At 67.7% G+C, this 18,060-nt stretch carries 14 protein-coding genes and 1 pseudogene; 7 read left to right on the top strand and 8 right to left on the bottom strand.

Annotation, left to right across the window (positions count from 1 at the left end; translation table 11 throughout):
- Together C7T91_RS39405 and C7T91_RS11695 are read right to left on the bottom strand one after the other, a co-directional pair.
- Positions 1 to 119 (bottom strand): annotated as a pseudogene (locus tag C7T91_RS39405) (ABC transporter permease); the annotation flags it as partial.
- Between the two features lie 68 nt (positions 120 to 187).
- Positions 188 to 1,774, bottom strand: a complete 1,587-nt coding sequence (locus tag C7T91_RS11695; protein WP_108259371.1) for an ABC transporter substrate-binding protein — start codon at positions 1,772 to 1,774, stop codon at positions 188 to 190.
- A gap of 307 nt (positions 1,775 to 2,081) precedes the next feature.
- On the opposite strand from C7T91_RS11695, the gene C7T91_RS11690 reads away from it, so the two are divergent.
- The gene (locus tag C7T91_RS11690) at positions 2,082 to 3,377 is read left to right on the top strand and encodes an ArgE/DapE family deacylase (protein WP_108259370.1); all 1,296 of its coding nucleotides are present in this window, start codon (positions 2,082 to 2,084) and stop codon (positions 3,375 to 3,377) included.
- On the opposite strand, the gene C7T91_RS11685 is transcribed toward C7T91_RS11690, so the two are convergent.
- Positions 3,374 to 4,174: an IclR family transcriptional regulator gene (locus C7T91_RS11685; protein WP_108259369.1), complete on the bottom strand. Its 801-nt coding sequence runs from the start codon at positions 4,172 to 4,174 to the stop codon at positions 3,374 to 3,376. The two genes, C7T91_RS11690 and C7T91_RS11685, sit on opposite strands and share 4 nt — an antisense overlap.
- Positions 4,175 to 4,437: 263 nt before the next feature.
- Here C7T91_RS11685 and C7T91_RS11680 point away from each other — a divergent pair, with 263 nt between their 5' ends.
- From C7T91_RS11680 to C7T91_RS11660, 5 genes are all read left to right on the top strand, one after another.
- Positions 4,438 to 5,859 (top strand): amidase, encoded by a 1,422-nt coding sequence (locus tag C7T91_RS11680; RefSeq protein ID WP_108259368.1) that lies wholly within the window; start codon positions 4,438 to 4,440, stop codon positions 5,857 to 5,859.
- A 4-nt stretch (positions 5,860 to 5,863) separates the two neighbouring features.
- Positions 5,864 to 6,451, top strand: coding sequence for a gamma-glutamyltransferase (locus C7T91_RS11675; protein WP_108259367.1), 588 nt, complete (start codon positions 5,864 to 5,866; stop codon positions 6,449 to 6,451).
- A gap of 126 nt (positions 6,452 to 6,577) precedes the next feature.
- Positions 6,578 to 9,556 carry a formate dehydrogenase subunit alpha gene (locus C7T91_RS11670; RefSeq protein WP_108259366.1) on the top strand — a complete coding sequence of 993 codons (2,979 nt, stop codon included), beginning with the start codon at positions 6,578 to 6,580 and terminating at the stop codon, positions 9,554 to 9,556.
- A gap of 12 nt (positions 9,557 to 9,568) precedes the next feature.
- On the top strand, positions 9,569 to 10,162 hold the full coding sequence (gene fdh3B / locus C7T91_RS11665) for a formate dehydrogenase FDH3 subunit beta (protein ID WP_108259365.1): 594 nt from the start codon (positions 9,569 to 9,571) through the stop codon (positions 10,160 to 10,162).
- 153 nt (positions 10,163 to 10,315) lie between these two features.
- Positions 10,316 to 11,521 (top strand): formate dehydrogenase subunit gamma, encoded by a 1,206-nt coding sequence (locus tag C7T91_RS11660; RefSeq protein ID WP_108259364.1) that lies wholly within the window; start codon positions 10,316 to 10,318, stop codon positions 11,519 to 11,521.
- On the opposite strand, the gene C7T91_RS39400 is transcribed toward C7T91_RS11660, so the two are convergent.
- Positions 11,440 to 12,498, bottom strand: a complete 1,059-nt coding sequence (locus tag C7T91_RS39400; protein ID WP_161555861.1) for a hypothetical protein — start codon at positions 12,496 to 12,498, stop codon at positions 11,440 to 11,442. The two genes, C7T91_RS11660 and C7T91_RS39400, sit on opposite strands and share 82 nt — an antisense overlap.
- A gap of 796 nt (positions 12,499 to 13,294) precedes the next feature.
- Complete coding sequence (locus C7T91_RS11645) at positions 13,295 to 13,924, bottom strand: TorD/DmsD family molecular chaperone (protein WP_108259363.1); 630 nt, start codon at positions 13,922 to 13,924, stop codon at positions 13,295 to 13,297.
- A 121-nt stretch (positions 13,925 to 14,045) separates the two neighbouring features.
- On the opposite strand from C7T91_RS11645, the gene C7T91_RS11640 reads away from it, so the two are divergent.
- Entirely contained in the window at positions 14,046 to 14,969 is a 924-nt protein-coding gene (locus C7T91_RS11640; RefSeq protein ID WP_201742070.1) for a c-type cytochrome, read from the top strand.
- 145 nt (positions 14,970 to 15,114) lie between these two features.
- Here C7T91_RS11640 and C7T91_RS11635 read toward each other — a convergent pair whose 3' ends face one another.
- From C7T91_RS11635 to nqrF, 3 genes are all read right to left on the bottom strand, one after another.
- Entirely contained in the window at positions 15,115 to 16,125 is a 1,011-nt protein-coding gene (locus tag C7T91_RS11635) for a TRAP transporter substrate-binding protein (RefSeq protein ID WP_108259361.1), read from the bottom strand.
- Between the two features lie 78 nt (positions 16,126 to 16,203).
- Positions 16,204 to 16,656 carry a LysR substrate-binding domain-containing protein gene (locus tag C7T91_RS11630; RefSeq protein ID WP_161555860.1) on the bottom strand — a complete coding sequence of 151 codons (453 nt, stop codon included), beginning with the start codon at positions 16,654 to 16,656 and terminating at the stop codon, positions 16,204 to 16,206.
- Positions 16,657 to 16,830: 174 nt separating this feature from the next.
- Positions 16,831 to 18,051 carry an NADH:ubiquinone reductase (Na(+)-transporting) subunit F gene (gene nqrF / locus C7T91_RS11625; protein WP_108259359.1) on the bottom strand — a complete coding sequence of 407 codons (1,221 nt, stop codon included), beginning with the start codon at positions 18,049 to 18,051 and terminating at the stop codon, positions 16,831 to 16,833.
- Positions 18,052 to 18,060 lie beyond the last annotated feature (9 nt).

Raw genomic sequence — 18,060 nt, 5'->3', positions numbered from 1 at the left:
CCGGCGAGGACGGCGGCCGGATCGCCGGGCGTCAGCCGCAAGAGCAGGAAGACGAAGACGGCCACGACCAGCATCACCGGGATGGCGGCAAGCACGCGGCGGAGGAAATAGACGGGCATTCCGGTTCCCTTCTGTCGGAGGTCCCCGGCCGGATCGCCCGGCCGGGAAAAGTCACGCTAAAGGGGGCTCAGCCCTCTTTTTCGACACCCCAGAAGACCGGGAACGGGGCCTCCTCGATGCCGGTCAGGCTCTCGCTCCAGGCCGACGGGTTGTAGTACTGGCCGAGGTGGATGTAGTTCACGTTCTCCATCACATGGGCCTGGATCTGCTGTGCGACGGCCTGCTGGTCGGCAAGCTCCGATGCGGCGGCGAACTGGTCGAGCAGCCCGTTGATCTCCTCGTCCTGCGGCCAGCCGAACCATGCGGCGTCGCCGCGGCCCGGCAGCATGATGTTGGCCAGCGGGTTGGAGACTTCCGGAACGATCCAGTTGGTGAAGAAGATGTTCCAGCCGCCCTCGGCCGGGTCGGCCTGGCTGGCGCGGCGGGTGACCAGCGTCTGCCAGTCCATCGGCTGCATGTCGACGTTGAAGCCCGCTTCGCGCAGCGCCTGGGCGGCGACGATCGGCTGGGCGGTCAGGGTGACCACGTCGGTCGGCTGCATCAGGACGATCGGCGTGCCGTCATAGCCGGCCTCGTCGAGCAGCGCGCGCGCCGCTTCGATGTCGCCGCCCGAGGTCAGCGACTCGGAACCGTCGGAGAACTCGAACGGGGTGCCGCAGCCGAAGATCGCGCCGCAGACGTCGAAATAGTCCGGGTTGCCGATCAGCGCGGTCAGCACGTCCTCCTGGCTCAGCGCCAGCTTGGCCGCCTGGCGGATCATCGGATTGTCGAAGGGAGGGTGGATGAAGTTCATCCGGCCGATGGTGACGTTGCCCAGCGGCGACAGTACGTCGGTCTGCAGGCCCGGCATGCCCTCGAGCAGCGGCAGGAGGTCGACCGGAACCTGTTCGAGGAAGTCGATCTCGCCGTTCATCAGCGCGTTCAGCGAGGTCTGCGCATCCGGCATGGTGACCCATTCGACGCGGTCGACCTTGACCTCCTTGGCGCCCGAGAACCAGCTCTGCGGGCCTTCGGCGGGGACGTAGTCGTCGAATTTCTCGTAGACCACCTTAACGCCCGGCTGGAACTCGTCCTGCACGAACTTGAACGGGCCCGAGCCGATCATTTCCGGGATCGGTTCGTTGGCGGGCGTGGCGGCCAGCCGCTCGGGCATCATGAAGAGCGCGAGGCCCGAGGGCTTCGCCATCGCTTCGAGCGTGTAGGGGAAGGGTTCGGAGAGCTTCAGCTCGAAGCTCATGTCGCCGGTTGCCTCGAGGCTTTCCATGCGGGCTTTGATCATCTGGCCGCCGCCGTCGCGCTGCATCCAGCGCTTGATCGAGGCAATGCAGTCGGCGGGCGTGACCGGCGCGCCGTCATGGAACATCAGCCCGTCGCGCAGGGCGAAGCTGTAGGTCAGCCCGTCCTCGGAGACCTCGAAGCTGGCCATCTGCGGCTGGACGACGAAATCCGCATCCATCGCCACCAGCGTATCGAAGATCATGAAGGCGTTGTCGCGGGTGATATGCGCCGTGGTGATCACCGGGTCGAGCACGCGCAGGCCCGAATGCATCACCGCGGTAATGGTGGTTTCTGCGAAGACGGGCAGTGCGGTGGTCATCGTCAGGGCGGTCGCGGCGGCAAATCCGCTGCGCAGGCCACTCCAGGTCGCGGTCATCGTCTTTCCTCTCTGTTTGCGCCCCTCCGGGGGGCGGTATCCTTGTTCCCCGATCGAGCGGGGTTGTGGCGCCAGAACGGCACGGCGGCGGGCGGGACCCAAGCGAAACCCCCCTCCGGAATGCCGTTTTTTCAAACTGCCGGAAATTTAATCATTCTGTCTCCCTGTCCCGATGTCGCGCCTCCCCGGGGCGGTTTCCGGCCGGGCGCGGCGGAACCGGACGCCGGGGCAGGGAAGGCGGGAATTGACCGCGGGCGGCGGGCGGTTCCAGTGTCGCCGCGACGTCCCGACCTGCGGAGAGGCTGCTATGACGCTGCACCAGACCCTGCCCGACGACCTGAAAAGCAAGCTTGCGGCGGCGGTCGATGACGGGTTCGACGCCCAGATCGCCTTCACGCAGGAGCTGGTCCGCCGCCCGTCGCAGCGCGGCGCAGAACATGCCGTGCAGGACCTGATCTTTGCCGAAATGAAGCGCCGGGGCCTTGCGATGGAGCGCTTTGCCATGGACCGCGCGGCGCTGGAACGGCACCCCGGCGCGGGCAAGTGGAGCGAAGCGCATTCCTCGGCGCCGATCGTCACCGGCATTCACCGTCCGCGCAGCGAAACCGGGCGCTCGCTGATCCTGCAGGGCCATGTCGACGTGGTTCCGGCCGGGCCCGAGGCGCTCTGGACCAGCCCGCCCTATGCCGCCGAGATCCGCGATGGACGGATATACGGGCGCGGCGCGGGCGACATGAAATCCGGCCTCGCCTGCGCGGTGGCGGCGCTCGATGCGCTGAAATCCTGCGGCTGGCAGCCGGCGGCGACGCTCTATCTGGAATCGGTGGTCGAGGAGGAAAGCACCGGCAACGGGGCGCTGGCGGCCCATCTGCGCGGCTACCGCGCCGAGGCGGCGCTGATCCCCGAACCGACCGGCGAAAGCCTGGTGCGCGCAAATACCGGCGTCATCTGGTTCCGCGTCGAATTTTCCGGAATTCCCTGCCATGTCAGCCAGATGGGCGAGGGCCAAAACGCCATAGACGCGGCAATCCGGACGATTTCCGCGATGCGCGAGCTGGAGCGGATCTGGAACGACCGGCGCTGCGAGCATCCGCGCTTCGCCGGGCTGGCGAAGCCGATCAACCTCAATGTCGGGAAGATCGAGGGCGGCGAATGGGCCTCTTCCGTGCCTGCCACGGCGGCGGTCGATTTCCGCATTTCCATGCTGCCCGGCTGGAATGCCGGGGCCTGCGCCGCCGAGATCGAGCGACACCTGCACGACTTCGCGGCCGCCGATCCCTACCTGTCGCAGAACCCGCCCAAGCTGGTCTGGAACGGCTTCATGGCCGAGGGATACGAGCTTCCCGAAGGCAGCGATGCCGAGGCCGTTCTGGCCCGCGCGCATCAGGGCGCGACCGGTCGGGAGATGGGCAGCCATGTCATGCCGGCCTATCTCGATGCGCGGATCCATGCGCTCTACGAGGAGATTCCGGCGCTGAACTACGGACCCGTGGCGGGGGTGCTGCACGGCATCGACGAATGGGTCGAGATCGAGTCGCTGCGCCGCGTGACGCTGGCCATCGCGCTGTTCATCGCCGAATGGTGCGGGCTGGAACCGGTCTAGGACCGGCTCAGCGCCCGCACGGTCCGCATCAGCGGCGGCGCCACCGAGCGCTCGAACTCCTCCGGCGTCCAGTCCGACAGCAGCGCGGTGATCGTCACCCCGCCCACCGGGCGCCCCGCCGCATCGGTCACCGCCGCGGCAATGCCGATCTCTCCGGGAAGAAGCTGTTCTTTGGCAATGGCATAGCCGCGCTCGCGGGCGATGGCCGCTTGCTCCATGATGGCGTCCTCGTCCAAGAGCGTGCGCGGCGTGTAGCTTTGCAGCTCCGAGCGGCGGATCAGGTCGCGGGCTTCCTCCTCGGGCAGGCGGGACAGCACCGCCCAGCCTCCGGAGGTGGAGCAAACCGGCACCGACAGGCCCACCATCAGGTCGTGCAGCACCTCGCGCTTCGGCTGGAGCCGCGAGACATAGAGCAGCCGCAGGTCGTCGAGCAGCGACAGGTCCACCCGCTCGTTCACCGTGCCGCGCAGTTCCAGCAGGTAGGGCACGGCGCGCTGCACCAGGCTGTCGAGCCGCATCGCGTCGAAGATGTGGTCGTAGATCCGGCGCCCCGGCACGAAGCCGCGGTCATGCCGGTCCCGGTCGATATAGCCCAGCTTGCGCAGGGTATGGACCAGCCGTTGCGTGGTCGAACGGTCCAGATCCGACAGGCGCGCGATCTCGGTCAGGCTCAGCGGATGCTCGGCTTCGTGGAAAGCCGAGAGCACTGCCATCGCCCGGCCGACGGCGCGCACGAAGAGCGGATCGCCCTCCTCGACGGCGGCGGGGGGCGGCGGACGGCTGACATATCCGGTCATGCGCAGCCCCCTTGATCGGCGGGAGACGCGGAAAGAAGCTGTTCACAGGATGCCTTGAATTTCATCACCGGGTCTCCATTGGGTTCATTTTCGTCAATGTATCTGCTTACGCCCTGAGCAAATCGTTTACCGAGCTCTTGAGATCATTCTATGGTGAAAGTGTATCAACAATCAATATAGCCTGCCTGACTCGCCAATCAGCCCGGCAGGCTGATCCGGTGCGGTGCCACGCGCCGGTTTCCGACAGTGACGAGGACCCTGCCATGACCACCACCACCGCCTTGAACGAGCTGTCCGCGACCGAGATGGTTGCGGGCTACCGCGCCGGGACCCTGTCCCCGGTCGAGGTGACCGAAGCGGTGATCGCCCAGGTCGAGCGCTGCGAGCCGCATATCCACGCTTTCTACATCTTCGACCCGGAGGGCGCGCGCGAGATGGCCCGCGCCTCCGAAGCGCGCTGGCGCGCGGGCAAGCCGATCGAGAGGGACGGGATCAGCATCGACGGCGTGCCTGCGACGCTCAAGGAGAACATTGCCACGGTGGGCACGCCTTCGCCGATCGGCACCGCTGCGACGCCGCTGATTCCGGCCTCGAAAGATGCGCCGCCGGCCGCGCGGATGCGCGAGGCCGGGGCGGTGATCCTCGGCAAGACCACCATGCCGGAATTCGGCGCGATGTCCTCGGGCCTGTCGAGCATCCACGAGCTGACCCGCAATCCCTGGAACCTGGCCATGAACCCGGGCGGCTCCTCGGCGGGCGCGGGGGCCGGCGGCGCGGCGGGCTATGGCCCGCTGCATATCGGCACGGACATCGGCGGCTCGGTCCGCTTCCCGGCGGCCTGGTGCGGGCTGATGGGGCTGAAGCCGAGCCTCGGCCGGGTCAATATCGATCCGCCCTACATGGGCCGCTGCGCCGGGCCGATGACCCGGACGGTCGAGGATGCCGCGCTGATGATGGCGGTGCTGTCGCGGCCCGATCCGGACCAGCGCGACTACCGCAACCTGCCGCCCGAAGCGATCGACTGGATGGATCTCGGCATGGACCTGAAGGGCGTGCGGATCGGGCTGCAGCTCTATCCGGGCTGCGGAATGGCGGTGAATCCCGAAGTGATCGCCCCGGTCGAGGCGGCGGCGAAGCTCTTCGAGGCTGCGGGCGCCATCGTCGAGCCGCTCGATCCCTGGATGACGCCGGAGCTCTTGAAGGGGCTCGACGATTTCTGGCTGGCCCGCGCCGCGCAGGACGTGGCCAAGCTCAGCGATGCGCAACGCGCCAAGGTGCTGCCGCTGTTTCTCGAATATGCCTCGCATGGCGCGGACTTCACCGGGACGCAGGTGTTCGGCGCCTATTCCGCGACCGTCGAGATCCGCCGCCGCACAGTCGAAGCGACGAAGCCTTTCGATTTCGTGCTGTCGCCCTTGTCGCCGCATATCAGCTTCCCGGCGGAGTGGGGCTATCCGACCAATGACCCCTCCCGCGCGATGGACCATATCAGCTACTCTGTGCCCTTCAACCTGAGCGAGCAGCCGGTCTCGTCGCTGCCCTGCGGCTACGACTCGAACGGCGTGCCGCTGGGGTTGCAGATCGCGGCGCACCGCTTCGACGACATGGGCGCGCTGAAGATGGCGAAGGCCTATGAAACCCTGCGCGGGCCGATTCGTCCGTTCCCGACGAGCTTCGGAGGCTGAGACCATGGCAGGATCGTTTTCCCGCAGCCAGATCACCACGAAACCCGGGGTGGTCTCGGTGGAGGGCGGCGTCGTCGCCGCGCAGCATGTCCTGGCCGCCGAGGCCGGGGCCGAGGTGCTGGCGGCTGGCGGCGACGCGGTGGATGCGGCCGTCGCGGTCAGCTTCGCCATCGGCGTGCTGGAGCCCTGGATGTCGGGCCCTATGGGCGGCGGCGCGATGATGCTCTGGCGCGCGGAAGAGGGCAGGGCGCATGCCCTGAGCTACGGCATGCGGTCGTCGAAGGCGCTCGACGTGGATCATTATCCGCTTTCGGGCGCCGGAAAGGCCTCGGACCTCTTTCCCTGGGAACAGGTGGTTGAGGACCGCAACATCATCGGCGGCAGCTCGGTCGCGGTGCCGGGCACGGTCGCCGGGATAGCGGCGGCGCATGGCCGTTTCGGCCGGATGCCCTGGGGCGAGCTTCTGGCACCCGCCATCGCCCATGCCAAACAGGGCATGGAGATCGCCGAGGCCGCGGAACCCGACCTGTCGTCGAACAAGATGCAGGACACGGCGCATACCCGCGCCTACTACGCCGCCGCCCGGTTCTGACCGGACGAGGCCTTTCCCGCCGAGGACGANCTGGTTGCGTGACGCCCGACTGTCCGAAGCNACCCAAAGCAACGCCAAGCAAGCAAGGCACCATTCGGGGGCCGCGCGAGCAAGGGAGATTGAAACATGTTGAGGAAAAAGACCAACGGGGTTGCGCGACGCCCCCAGCGGACAAGTATCCTTTCCGAGGCCGCCAATGCCTCGGTCGACCGCCGCGCCTTCCTGCGCGGGTCGGGCCTGGCGATCGGGGGGCTCGCGGCGGTGGCCGCAACGGGCGGCACCGTGACCCGGGCGGATGCCGCAGCGGCCGCCACCGGCGAGGTCAAGACGGTCAAGTCCGTCTGCACCCACTGCTCGGTCGGCTGCACCGTCATGGCCGAAGTGCAGGGCGGCGTCTGGATCGGGCAGGAGCCCGGCTGGGACAGCCCGTTCAACCTGGGCGCCCATTGCGCCAAGGGCGCCTCGGTGCGCGAGCACGCGCATGGCGAGCGGCGCCTGAAATATCCCATGAAGAAGGTGGCCGGCGAATGGCAGCGCATCTCCTGGGAGCAGGCGATCGACGAGATCGGCGACCAGATGCTGTCGATCCGCGACAGCTCGGGACCTGACTCGGTCTACTGGCTGGGGTCCGCCAAGCATTCGAACGAGCAGGCCTACCTGTTCCGCAAGTTCGCCGCCTATTGGGGCACGAACAACGTGGACCACCAGGCGCGGATCTGCCACTCGACCACCGTGGCCGGGGTTGCCAACACATGGGGCTACGGCGCCATGACCAACTCCTACAACGACATCCACAATTCGCGCGCGATCTTCATCATCGGCGGCAACCCCGCCGAGGCGCATCCGGTGTCGCTGCAGCACGTGCTGAAGGCCAAGGAACAGAACAACGCGCCGCTGATCGTCTGCGATCCGCGCTTCACCCGCACCGCCGCCCATGCCGACGAATATGTCCGCTTCCGGCCCGGCTCGGACGTGGCGCTGGTCTGGGGCCTTCTGTGGCACATCTTCGAAAACGGCTGGGAGGACAAGGAGTTCATCCGCTCCCGCGTCTGGGGGATGGACGACATCCGCACCGAGGTCGCGAACTGGACCCCCGACGAGGTCGAGCGCGTCACCGGCGTGCCGGGCAGCCAGCTCGAGCGCGTGGCGCGCACGCTGGCCAACAACCGTCCCGGCACCGTGATCTGGTGCATGGGCGGCACCCAGCACACCAACGGCAACAACAACACCCGCGCCTACTGCATCCTGCAGCTGGCGCTCGGCAACATGGGAACCGCCGGCGGCGGCACCAACATCTTCCGCGGCCATGACAACGTGCAGGGCGCGACCGATCTGGGCGTTCTGGCCGACACGCTGCCGGGCTATTACGGCCTGACCGCGGGGGCCTGGGCCCATTGGGCGCGGGTCTGGGACGAGGATCTCGACTGGCTGAAGTCGCGCTTTGCCACGATGAAGGGCAAGGACGGCAAGGACAAGGAGATGATGGGCCTGACCGGCATCCCAGTTTCGCGCTGGATCGACGGCGTGCTCGAGGCGAAGGAAAACCTCGAACAGCCCGACAACACCCGCGCGATGGTGTTCTGGGGCCATGCGCCGAACTCGCAGACCCGCCTGCCGGAAATGAAGACGGCGATGGAGAAGCTCGACCTGCTGGTCGTGATCGATCCCTATCCGACCGTCTCGGCGATCCTGCATGACCGGACCGACAACACCTACCTGCTGCCGGCCTCGTCGCAATTCGAGACCTACGGCTCGGTGACCGCGTCGAACCGGTCGATCCAGTGGCGCGAGAAGGTGGTCGACCCGCTCTTCGAGTCGCTGCCCGATCACATCATCATGCACAAGTTCGCCACCAAGTTCGGCTTCGCCGACCGGCTGTTCCGCCATATCGAAGTGAATGGCGAGGAGCCGCTGATCGAGGATCTGACGCGCGAATTCAACAAGGGCATGTGGACCGTGGGCTATACCGGCCAGTCGCCGGAACGGCTCAAGATGCACATGGAGAACCAGCACACCTTCGACCGCACGACGCTGCGCGCGCTCGGCGGCCCGGCGGACGGCGATTTCTACGGCATGCCGTGGCCGTGCTGGGGCACGCCCGAGATGAAGCATCCGGGCTCTGCCAACCTCTACGACATCTCGCTGCCGGTGAAGGATGGCGGCCTGCCGTTCCGCGCCCGCTACGGGGTGGAGCGCAACGGCGAGAACCTGCTTGCCGAGGGCTCCTACACGGTCGGCTCCGAGATCGAGGACGGCTATCCCGAATTCACCATGCAGATGCTGATCGACATGGGATGGGACAGCGACCTGACGCCCTATGAACGGCGGATGATCGAATGGGTCGCGGGCTATGCCGAGGCGCGCCCCGAGACCGATACCGATCTGGGCGAGCAGTCCCATACCGGGCCCTACCCGTCGGATTCGGCCGAGAAGATCGGCGCCGTCAACTGGAAGACCGACCTCTCGGGCGGCATCCAGCGCGTCGCGATCCTGCATGGCTGCGCCCCCTACGGCAACGCCAAGGCCCGCTGCGTGGTCTGGACCTTCCCCGACCCGGTCCCGGTGCACCGCGAGCCGCTCTACACGAACCGGCGCGATCTGGTGGCCGATTACCCGACCTACGAGGACAAGTCCTTCTGGCGGGTGCCGACCATGTATGCCTCGATCCAGAAGAACGACTTCTCGAAGGACTTCCCGATCATCCTCACCTCCGGCCGCCTGGTCGAATACGAGGGCGGCGGCGACGAGACCCGGTCGAACCCCTGGCTCGCCGAGCTGCAGCAGAACATGTTCATCGAGATCAACCCGCGCGACGCCAACAACCTCGGCGTGCGCGACGGGGCGGATGTCTGGGTGGAGGGCCCGGAGGGCGGCAAGGTCAAGGTCATGGCCCTGGTCACGCCGCGGGTGGGCGAAGGCGTCGCCTTCATGCCCTTCCATTTCGGCGGGCATTACCAGGGCGAGGACCAGCGCTCGAAATATCCCGACGGCGCGGATCCGATCGTCCTCGGCGAATCCACCAACACCGCGCAGACCTATGGCTACGACTCCGTCACGCAGATGCAGGAGACCAAGGCCACCCTCTGCAAGATCATGCCGGCGTAAGGAGCGCGTAACATGGGAAGAGCTAAATTCCTCTGCGATGCCGAGCGCTGCATCGAGTGCAACGCCTGCGTCACCGCGTGCAAGAACGAGCACGAGGTGCCCTGGGGCATCAACCGCCGCCGGGTGGTGACCATCCAGGACGGCCAGCCGGGCGAACGCTCGATCTCGGTCGCCTGCATGCACTGCTCGGACGCGCCCTGCATGGCCGTCTGTCCGGTGGACTGCTTCTACCAGACCGAAGAAGGCGTGGTGCTGCATTCCAAGGACCTGTGCATCGGCTGCGGCTATTGCTTCTACGCGTGCCCCTTCGGCGCGCCGCAATATCCGCAGGCGGGCAATTTCGGGTCGCGCGGCAAGATGGACAAGTGCACCTTCTGCAACGGCGGCCCGGAGGAGAACAACTCCGCCGCCGAGTTCCAGAAATACGGCCGCAACCGGATCGCCGAAGGCAAGCTGCCGATCTGCGCCGAGATGTGCTCCACCAAGGCGCTGCTGGCGGGCGACGGGGACAAGGTCTCCGAGATCTACCGCGAGCGCGTCGTGGCCCGGGGCTTCGGCTCGGGCGCCTGGGGCTGGGGCACCGCCTACGACGAAAAGGCCAACTGACGATGTTCCGGGCAGGCAAACATGCCTGCCCGGACAGTCCCTCCTTCTGCATTCCGCGGCCCTGCGGGGCCGCCCCATCGACGATGTCCCGCGCGGGGCGGCCCTGCCGCCGGACCGCGCAGCAGGACGTTCCGACATCCGGGAGATGACCCCATGCTGCGCCATCTGATGGCCCTACTCACCATGGTCGTGCTGGCGCTGCCCGCGGCCGCCCAGGACAGCCCCATCGGGGGCACCAGCGTCGACAATTCGCCGGCCACCGCCACCGGACAGCAGACGCTGGAATCGATCATGGCGCGCCAGCGCGGCGAGGCCCCGCCGCCGCTGCCCGATCCCGATTTCGGCGGCGACGCGCTGAACGTGCCGGGGATGGGCCCGCTCGGCGGCGCCTCGGATTCCGACCTGTGGCGCGCGCTGCGCCATGACGAGGCCAATGTCCGCGCCTCGACCATCAATCCCAACGGCAAGGTGCTGATCCAGGACGGCGGCATGTGGTGGCTGGAATTCCGCGAGGGGCCGCTCTCCACCTATGGCGGCTGGCTGCTTCTGGGCACGATCGGCATCCTCGCCGTGTTCTTCCTGCTGCGCGGCCGCGTGCGCATCGAGGGCGGCCGGACCGGCACCACGGTGCAGCGCTTCCAGTGGATCGAGCGCTTCGCCCACTGGACGCTGGCAGGCTCGTTCCTGCTGCTCGGCTTCACCGGCCTCTTCACCCTCTTCGGGCGGCACTACCTGATCCCGCTGGTCGGGCACGAATTCAACTCGGTTCTGCTCACCGGCTCGAAATTCGTCCACAACAATGTCAGCTGGGCCTTCATGCTGGGGCTCGTCATGGTCTTCGTCATGTGGGTCTGGCACAACATCCCCGACCGCACCGACATCACCTGGTTCGCCCAGGCGGGCGGCATCATCGGCAAGAACCACCCGCCGGCGAAGAAGTTCAACGCGGGCCAGAAGATCATCTTCTGGGCGGTGATCCTGCTCGGCGGCTCGGTCTCGGTGTCGGGCCTGTCGCTGCTCTTTCCCTTCGACATGCCGCTCTTCTCGCACACGTTCGAGGTGCTGAACGGCTGGGGCGTGCCCGGCTGGTTCGGGATGGAGCCGCTGCCGGTCCAGCTCGCGCCGCAGGAGGAGATGCAGCTTGCCCAGCTCTGGCACGCGATCGTCGCCTTCCTGATGATGGCGGTGATCATCGGCCACATCTATATCGGCACGCTCGGCATGGAAGGCGCCTATGACGCCATGGGCTCGGGCCAGGTCGACGAGAACTGGGCGCATCAGCACCACTCGATCTGGTATGACGAGGTGAAGGAGCGCGAATCCCGCCAGGCCGCCAAATCGGCCCGCCCGGCGGAATGACCGCGATGCTCCGCCCTGCCCTGCTCGCTGCCGCGATGCTCTGTGCCGTCTCCGCGGGGGCACAGGAATTCGGCACGCTCAAGGGCCATGGCGGGCCGGTCATGGCGATCGCCGTCGCGCCCTCGGGCGAGGTGGCGACCGCCAGCTTCGACAATTCCGTGGGCCTCTGGCAGGACGGCGCGCCGCGCTGGCTCGAGGGCCACGAGGCCGCGGTCACCGAAGCGCTGGAGGAAGATGCCCGCGCCGCCATCGGTGGCATCCGCGGTTTCCGATCCCGCCGGGGCCTGCGACTGGTAGGCCAGCGCGAAGCCGCCGCCCGGCAGCGCGCTGACCGAGGGCAGGCGGTGCTCGGCGCTGCCGGTGCTCTCCGAAGACAGCATCCGCTCGGGGCCGCGGAAGGTGCCGTCGGCCTCGACCTGCTGGCCGTAGATGCGGAAGCTGCCGGTCACCGGATCGGTGCCGCTCCAGACCACGGCGAGGCTGCCGTCTTCCAGCCGCGCGATCTGCGGCTGTTCCTGGGCGCTGGTTGCCGTGCCGTTGACCTGGGTCTCGCCGCCGAGCGCCTGTCCCGCCGCGTCGTAGAGCTGCAGGAAGACGCCCTCGCCCGAACCGTCGAGCCCGGCCTCGTCGGTCCAGACCACGGCGAAGCCGCCGCCTGCGACGCCCGCCACCTGCGGTTCGCCCTGGGTTCCGGGGATGGTCGTGTTGACCTGGAACTCGGTGCCGAGCGGCACGCCGTCCGCGCCGAAACGCTGGCCGAAGATGCCATGCGCATTTTCGCCGGGATTGTCCTGCTGGTAGGAGCGCCAGACCACGACATAGCCCGTGGCCGGATCGCCCTCGCCCGCCCGCAGCGCCGCGACATCCGGCAGGCGCTGTTCGTTCGGGGTGAAGCTGTTGGCCAGCGCCTCGGGATCCGCGAGCGGCGCGAGGTCGTCCTCCGGCGCCACCGTCACGGTCAGGTTGACCGCCGGCATCACCCCGCCCTGCCCGTCGCTGATCGTCAGGCCGAGCGTGCGGACCGCCAGCGGATCGTCGCTCGCATTGCCGTAGCCGAGCGCCTCGGCCCCGCACTGGCACCTGTGCAGCGGCTCGCCCTCCAGCCACCGTTCGGCGCGGGCTTGCGGCTGCGCGTCCCCAGTCCGCTTTCAGCAGGCATCACGGCTGCCGGCCCGGACCGGCATCCCCGCTCCCATGCGGGCAAAAGAGGTCCCGCACGCTGTCGCGGCCAAGCGGAGGCCCGCCAGCAGAACAGCGGCAAGCTGCCGGGCAGCGCCATGCCCTGCCGCAGGCACGAGGACGAGGCACGAGGTCATCCCCGGATTTGGCCCGGCAATCGCCTCGCAGCACAGTGCCCGCCTGAATTTCCGGCCAGGACCTGCCTCCGCCGCACGGCCCGGGCCTCCATCCACCGGCTCCGGGAAAGGCAACGGCCCGCTTGCGCCCGGTCACCGGATGCGGATCCGCCGGGAATGGCACGCCGTCGCCCCTTCTCAGGCCGCCGCAGCGCCAGGAGGCAGGCGCCGCCAGGCACGGCATTGCGATCCGCCGCCGGCGGGTCCGGCAAGCTGCCAAGGACACCGGCGGCTGCGATCGCGCCAACGCGCAGCTGCACCTCGGTGCCCGTCGCGGTCGCAACGGCAACGGCCGCAAGCGGCGCAGCCGTCGCGGCGGTCTTCAGGAAGTCGCGGCGGCTGGTCGCCTCCTCGTCTTTCCGTGTCATGCGAGAGACCTCCTCTCTCTGGGTTGCGGCGGTTTCCCGCCCTTTGCGGATCACTCCGCGCTCATCCGGAACGCCTCGGCCTCGATCTCCATGAAGGCGCGGCCCAGACGGCCCACCGGCGCATAGAAAACCGAATTCTTGGCAGCTTCGAGATCGGTGAAGAAATGCCCCGCCCATGGAGCGACATGGCGGTTGAAAAAGTCTTTCTGCCGGGCCAGCGGCGCGGGCGTCCCGAAGCGCCCGGCGATCAGCGCGCCCATCATCTCCATCAGCGAAGCGATGTTGTCCTCGGGCTCGAACACGGTTTCGGCGCGGGCCAGCCCCAGCGCAGCCATGTCCTTGCGAAGCACGGCCAGCGGCTTCTCGTTGAGGAAGCCGGTCATGTAGTAGGAGGCGTAGGGCAGCAGTTCGCCGCGGCCGAGGCCGATGAAGAGCCGGTTGTACTCGACCTCGACCGCCTTGGCCTTCGACAGCCGCGCAACCTTGGCCAGCGTGTCCACGGCCTCGCCGATCGGGCCCTCGCCGCCGGCCAGCCCCGCGGTCTGCTCGATCAGCAGCCCGTCGGCGGGGCGCGCCAGGATCAGGCCGAGGAAATTGTAGAGATCGGCGCGCAGCCGGTCCTCTTCGGCGATTTTCGGGGCGGCAGCGGGGGATGCGGTCATGTCGGGCCTGTCGGTCATCAGCTGGCCTCGAAGCGGAAGCGCATCCGGCGCGAACTGGCCGGCAGCAGGCCCGCATCGGGCTCGGGGTCATCAATTTCGGCGGGTTCGGCGGCGGCCGGGGCAGGCGCGGCCCGCAGCCGTGCCGGAGCTGCTGGCCCGGGGCGAGCGCGTCGCGCGCGAGGCCGATTGCGTTGCCTGCCACTCGACCCATGACGGCGCGCCCTTCGCGGGCGGGCTGGAGATGGGCACGCCGATCGGCTCGATCTACGCCACCAACATCACCCCGGACCCCGAAACCGGCATCGGCCGCTACACGCTTGCCGAGTTCGACCGCGCCATCCGCCACGGCGTCGCGCCCGACGGCAGCCGCCTCTATCCGGCGATGCCCTATCCGTCCTATGCCAAGATGGCCGACGCGGATATCGAGGCGCTCTATGCCTTCTTCACGGAGGGCGTCGGGCCGGTATCGCAGCCGAACCGCGCCCCGGACATCCCCTGGCCCCTGAACATGCGCTGGCCGCTGGCGCTGTGGAACGCGGCCTTCACCGAGCCGGGCACCTACCGGCCCGATCCGTCGAAGGACGGCGAATGGAACCGCGGCGCCTATCTGGTGCAGGCGGCGGGCCATTGCGGATCGTGCCACACGCCGCGCGCCCTGACGATGAACGAGAAGGCCTATGACCAGTCGAGCCCGCTCTACCTGTCGGGCGCGCTCCTCGACGGCTGGTACGCACCGAGCCTGCTGCAGGACCACAACACCGGGCTGGGCCGCTGGAGCGAGGACGACATCGCCGCCTATCTCGCGGAGGGACGCAACCGCCATTCGGTGGTCTTCGGCTCGATGGCCGAGGTCTACAACAACTCGCTGCAGTTCATGGATGGCGCCGACCTGCGGGCGATCGCGCACTACCTGAAATCGCTGCCCGGCGATCCGGAGCGCGACGGTGCGCCTTGGGAGCCGGTTGCGCCTGCCGCGGCGCCGGCCGGTTCCCCCGCGTCGCGCAGCCCGGGCGAGGTCGGCGAGGGTCAGGCCGGTGACGGGCTGGCCGCGCAGGCGGCCTGAGGCGGCGAGGGCGGCGGCGATCTTGCGGCCGACGAAGCCGCCGCCGCCGAGGATCAGGACATTCATTCTGGGTCACTCAAGAGAAAGGGGGACACGGATCGGCGGCCGCGGGAGGAGCCGCGGCCGCCGGGAGGACGGCCGGGCGTCAGTCGTCGCCCATGCCGATGCGGGACAGGAAGGCCTTGTGGCTGGCGACCATCTCGGCGGTTTCCGGGGTCTTCTCCGCCCATTCGTCCCAGCGGGCGATGGCGGCAGCGCGGAATTTCGCGCGGTCTTCGGCGGACCAGTCATGGAAGGTGACGCCGTTGTCCGGCAGTTGGGCCAGCGCCTCGCTGTTGAGCACTTCGGTGCGCATCAGCAGCTTCAGCGCAAGCGCGTCCATGGCGTTTTCCAGGATTGCCTGCTGGCCGGGGCTCATCTTCTCCCAGGCGGCGGCGGAGCAGGCCAGATGGTCCGAGGACATCGAGTGGAAGCCCGGATAGGTGGCATGCTTGGCGATGTCGTAGATGCCGTTCGACAGGTTCGCTGCCAGCGTCGAGGCATCGGCGCCGTCGATGATGCCGGTCTCGAGCGAGGTGAAGATCTCTGTATAGTCCATCACCACCGGGCTGGCGCCGAGCGAGGCGAAGATCTCGGATTCCATGCCGGGCGGCGAGCGGAACTTCCAGCCTTCGAGATCGGCGATCCCGGCCAGCGGCGTGCTCGAGGCCAGCGATTCCTGGCCGCCGAGATAGGCGCCGATGAAATGCATGCCATTGGCTTCGTAGAGCTTCTGGATGGCGTCGCGGCCGCCGCCCTCCTCGATCCAGGCCAGGAACTGGATCGGCGTGTCATAGCCGCCCATCACGTCGGCGACGAACTGGAAGGCCGGGTTCTTGCCTGCCTGGTAGCTTCCGTTGGTCATGTCGCAGTCGAGGATGCCGTTGGCGGCGGCGTCGAAGGTTTCGGCGGAGGCCACGACCGAGGAGCTGTAGAACATCTCGATCTCGATGCTGCCCTCCGACATGGCGCGAACCTGATCGACGAAATCGGCGACCAGCTTGCCCGAGACCGCCTCGGGGGCCTGGTGGGTCTGGATGCGCAGGTGGACGGTGTCGGCCGCCCAAGCGGCCGCGGTCGTGGACAGCAGAGCTGCCACGGCAAGCGTGTATTTCATGGTTTCCTCCCTTGGTGGAGGAAGGCTAGCGGCGATTCCGGCAGATTGCCAGACAATTCGGCAATCAGATCGCCAGGGTCAGGACCGCTCGGCGTTGCGGCGGCGCAGCAGGGCCAGGAAATGTTCGGCCCGCGGGCCGAGGGTTTCGCCGCGCCGGGTCAGGATGCCGAAGCCCGGAACGGCGGGCAGGCCCTCGACATCGAGCTTGGTCAGCAGTCCGCCCTTGAGGTGGTCGGCCACGACCGACAGCGGCAGCAGCGCCACCGCCTCGGAGGATTGCAGCAGGTGCAGGATGGCGAAGACCGAGACCGACTCGACCTGGTTGCGGGGCATCGGCAGCCCGGCCTCGTGGAAGGCCGCCTCCAGCACCGCGCGGGTCGGGTTGGCGGCGGGCTGCAGCACCCAGGGGATGTTGGCCAGCGCCCGCAGCCCGCCCTCGACCGGCCGCCCGGACAGGCCGTGGCCCGCACCATGGTCAAAACCGCCGCCTGATAATGTCCAACCGCAGGGGCGCACTCCAAGACGTTGCATCATGACAATCGGTCTGAAATTGCGCCGGAAAAGATAGCCGCAGCCCCGGCGCGGGCGGACTCGAAATTGAGCAAGAGACAGTTTTAGCGGTCGGCCGACAGCGCAGCCCCTGCCCGCAAACGAAAACAGCCGCTGCTTGCGCAGCGGCTGCATTCCTGGTCCGGGCGGGCGGGCTCAGCCGCCGAAATCGTCCAGCATGATGTCGTCGCGGTCGACGCCGAGGTCGAGCAGCATGTTGATGACCGACTTGTTCATGATGGGCGGACCGCACATGTAGTATTCGCAGTCCTCGGGCGCCGGGTGGTTCTTGAGGTATTCCTCGAACAGGACGTTGTGGATGAAGCCGGTATAGCCGGTCCACTCGTCCTCGGGCAGCGCGTCCGAAAGCGCGACATGCCATTCGAAGTTCGGGTTCTCGGCGGCCAGGCCGTCGAAATCCTCGACATAGAACATCTCGCGCTTGGAGCGGGCGCCGTACCAGAAGCTGACCTTCCGGTCCGTGCCGATCCGCTTCATCTGGTCGAAGATGTGCGAGCGCATCGGCGCCATGCCGGCACCGCCGCCGACGAAGATCATTTCCTTCTTGGTGTCGCGGGCGAAGAACTCGCCGAACGGACCCGAGATGGTGACTTCGTCGCCGGGCTTCAGGTTGAAGATGTAGGAAGACATCTTGCCGGCCGGGATGCCGGTCGAGCCCGGGGGCGGCGACGCGATCCGGACGTTGAGCATGATGATGCCCTCTTCCTCCGGATAGTTCGCCATCGAATAGGCGCGCTCGACGGGCTCGTCGACCTTGGAGCGGTACTGCCAGAGGTTGAACTTGTCCCAGTCCTCGCGGAATTTCGGTTCCACGTCGAACTCGTCATAGCCCAGATCGTAGGGCGGACATTCGATCTGGATGTAGCCCCCCGCGCGGAAGTTGACGTTCTCGCCTTCCGGAAGCTCGAGCACGAGCTCCTTGATGAAGGTCGCGACGTTGTCGTTCGAGCGGACCTTGCAGCGCCATTTCTTGACGCCGAAGACCTCTTCGGGGACCTGGATCTTCATGTCCTGCTTGACTGCGACCTGGCAGGACAGGCGGTCGCATTCGGCCGCTTCGCGCTTGGTGATGTGGGATTCCTCGGTCGGCAGGATCGACCCGCCGCCCTCGAGAACCTTCACCCGGCACTGGGCGCAGGTGCCGCCGCCGCCGCAGGCGGAGGGCACGAAGAGCTTGGCTTCGGCGAGGGTCTGCAGGAGCTTGCCGCCCGCAGGGACCGAGATGGTCTTCTCGCCGTTGATCTCGATATTGACGTTGCCCGAGGACACCAGCTTCGAACGGGCGCTGAGGATGATGGTCACCAGCGCCAGGACGATGACGGTGAAAAGGCAGACGCCGAGAAGGAAAGTGCTCATCTGTTCCGT

This window comes from Mangrovicoccus ximenensis, assembly GCF_003056725.1.
In the GTDB taxonomy this organism is placed as follows: domain Bacteria; phylum Pseudomonadota; class Alphaproteobacteria; order Rhodobacterales; family Rhodobacteraceae; genus Mangrovicoccus; species Mangrovicoccus ximenensis.
This window is presented reverse-complemented; position numbering and strand designations above follow the sequence as displayed.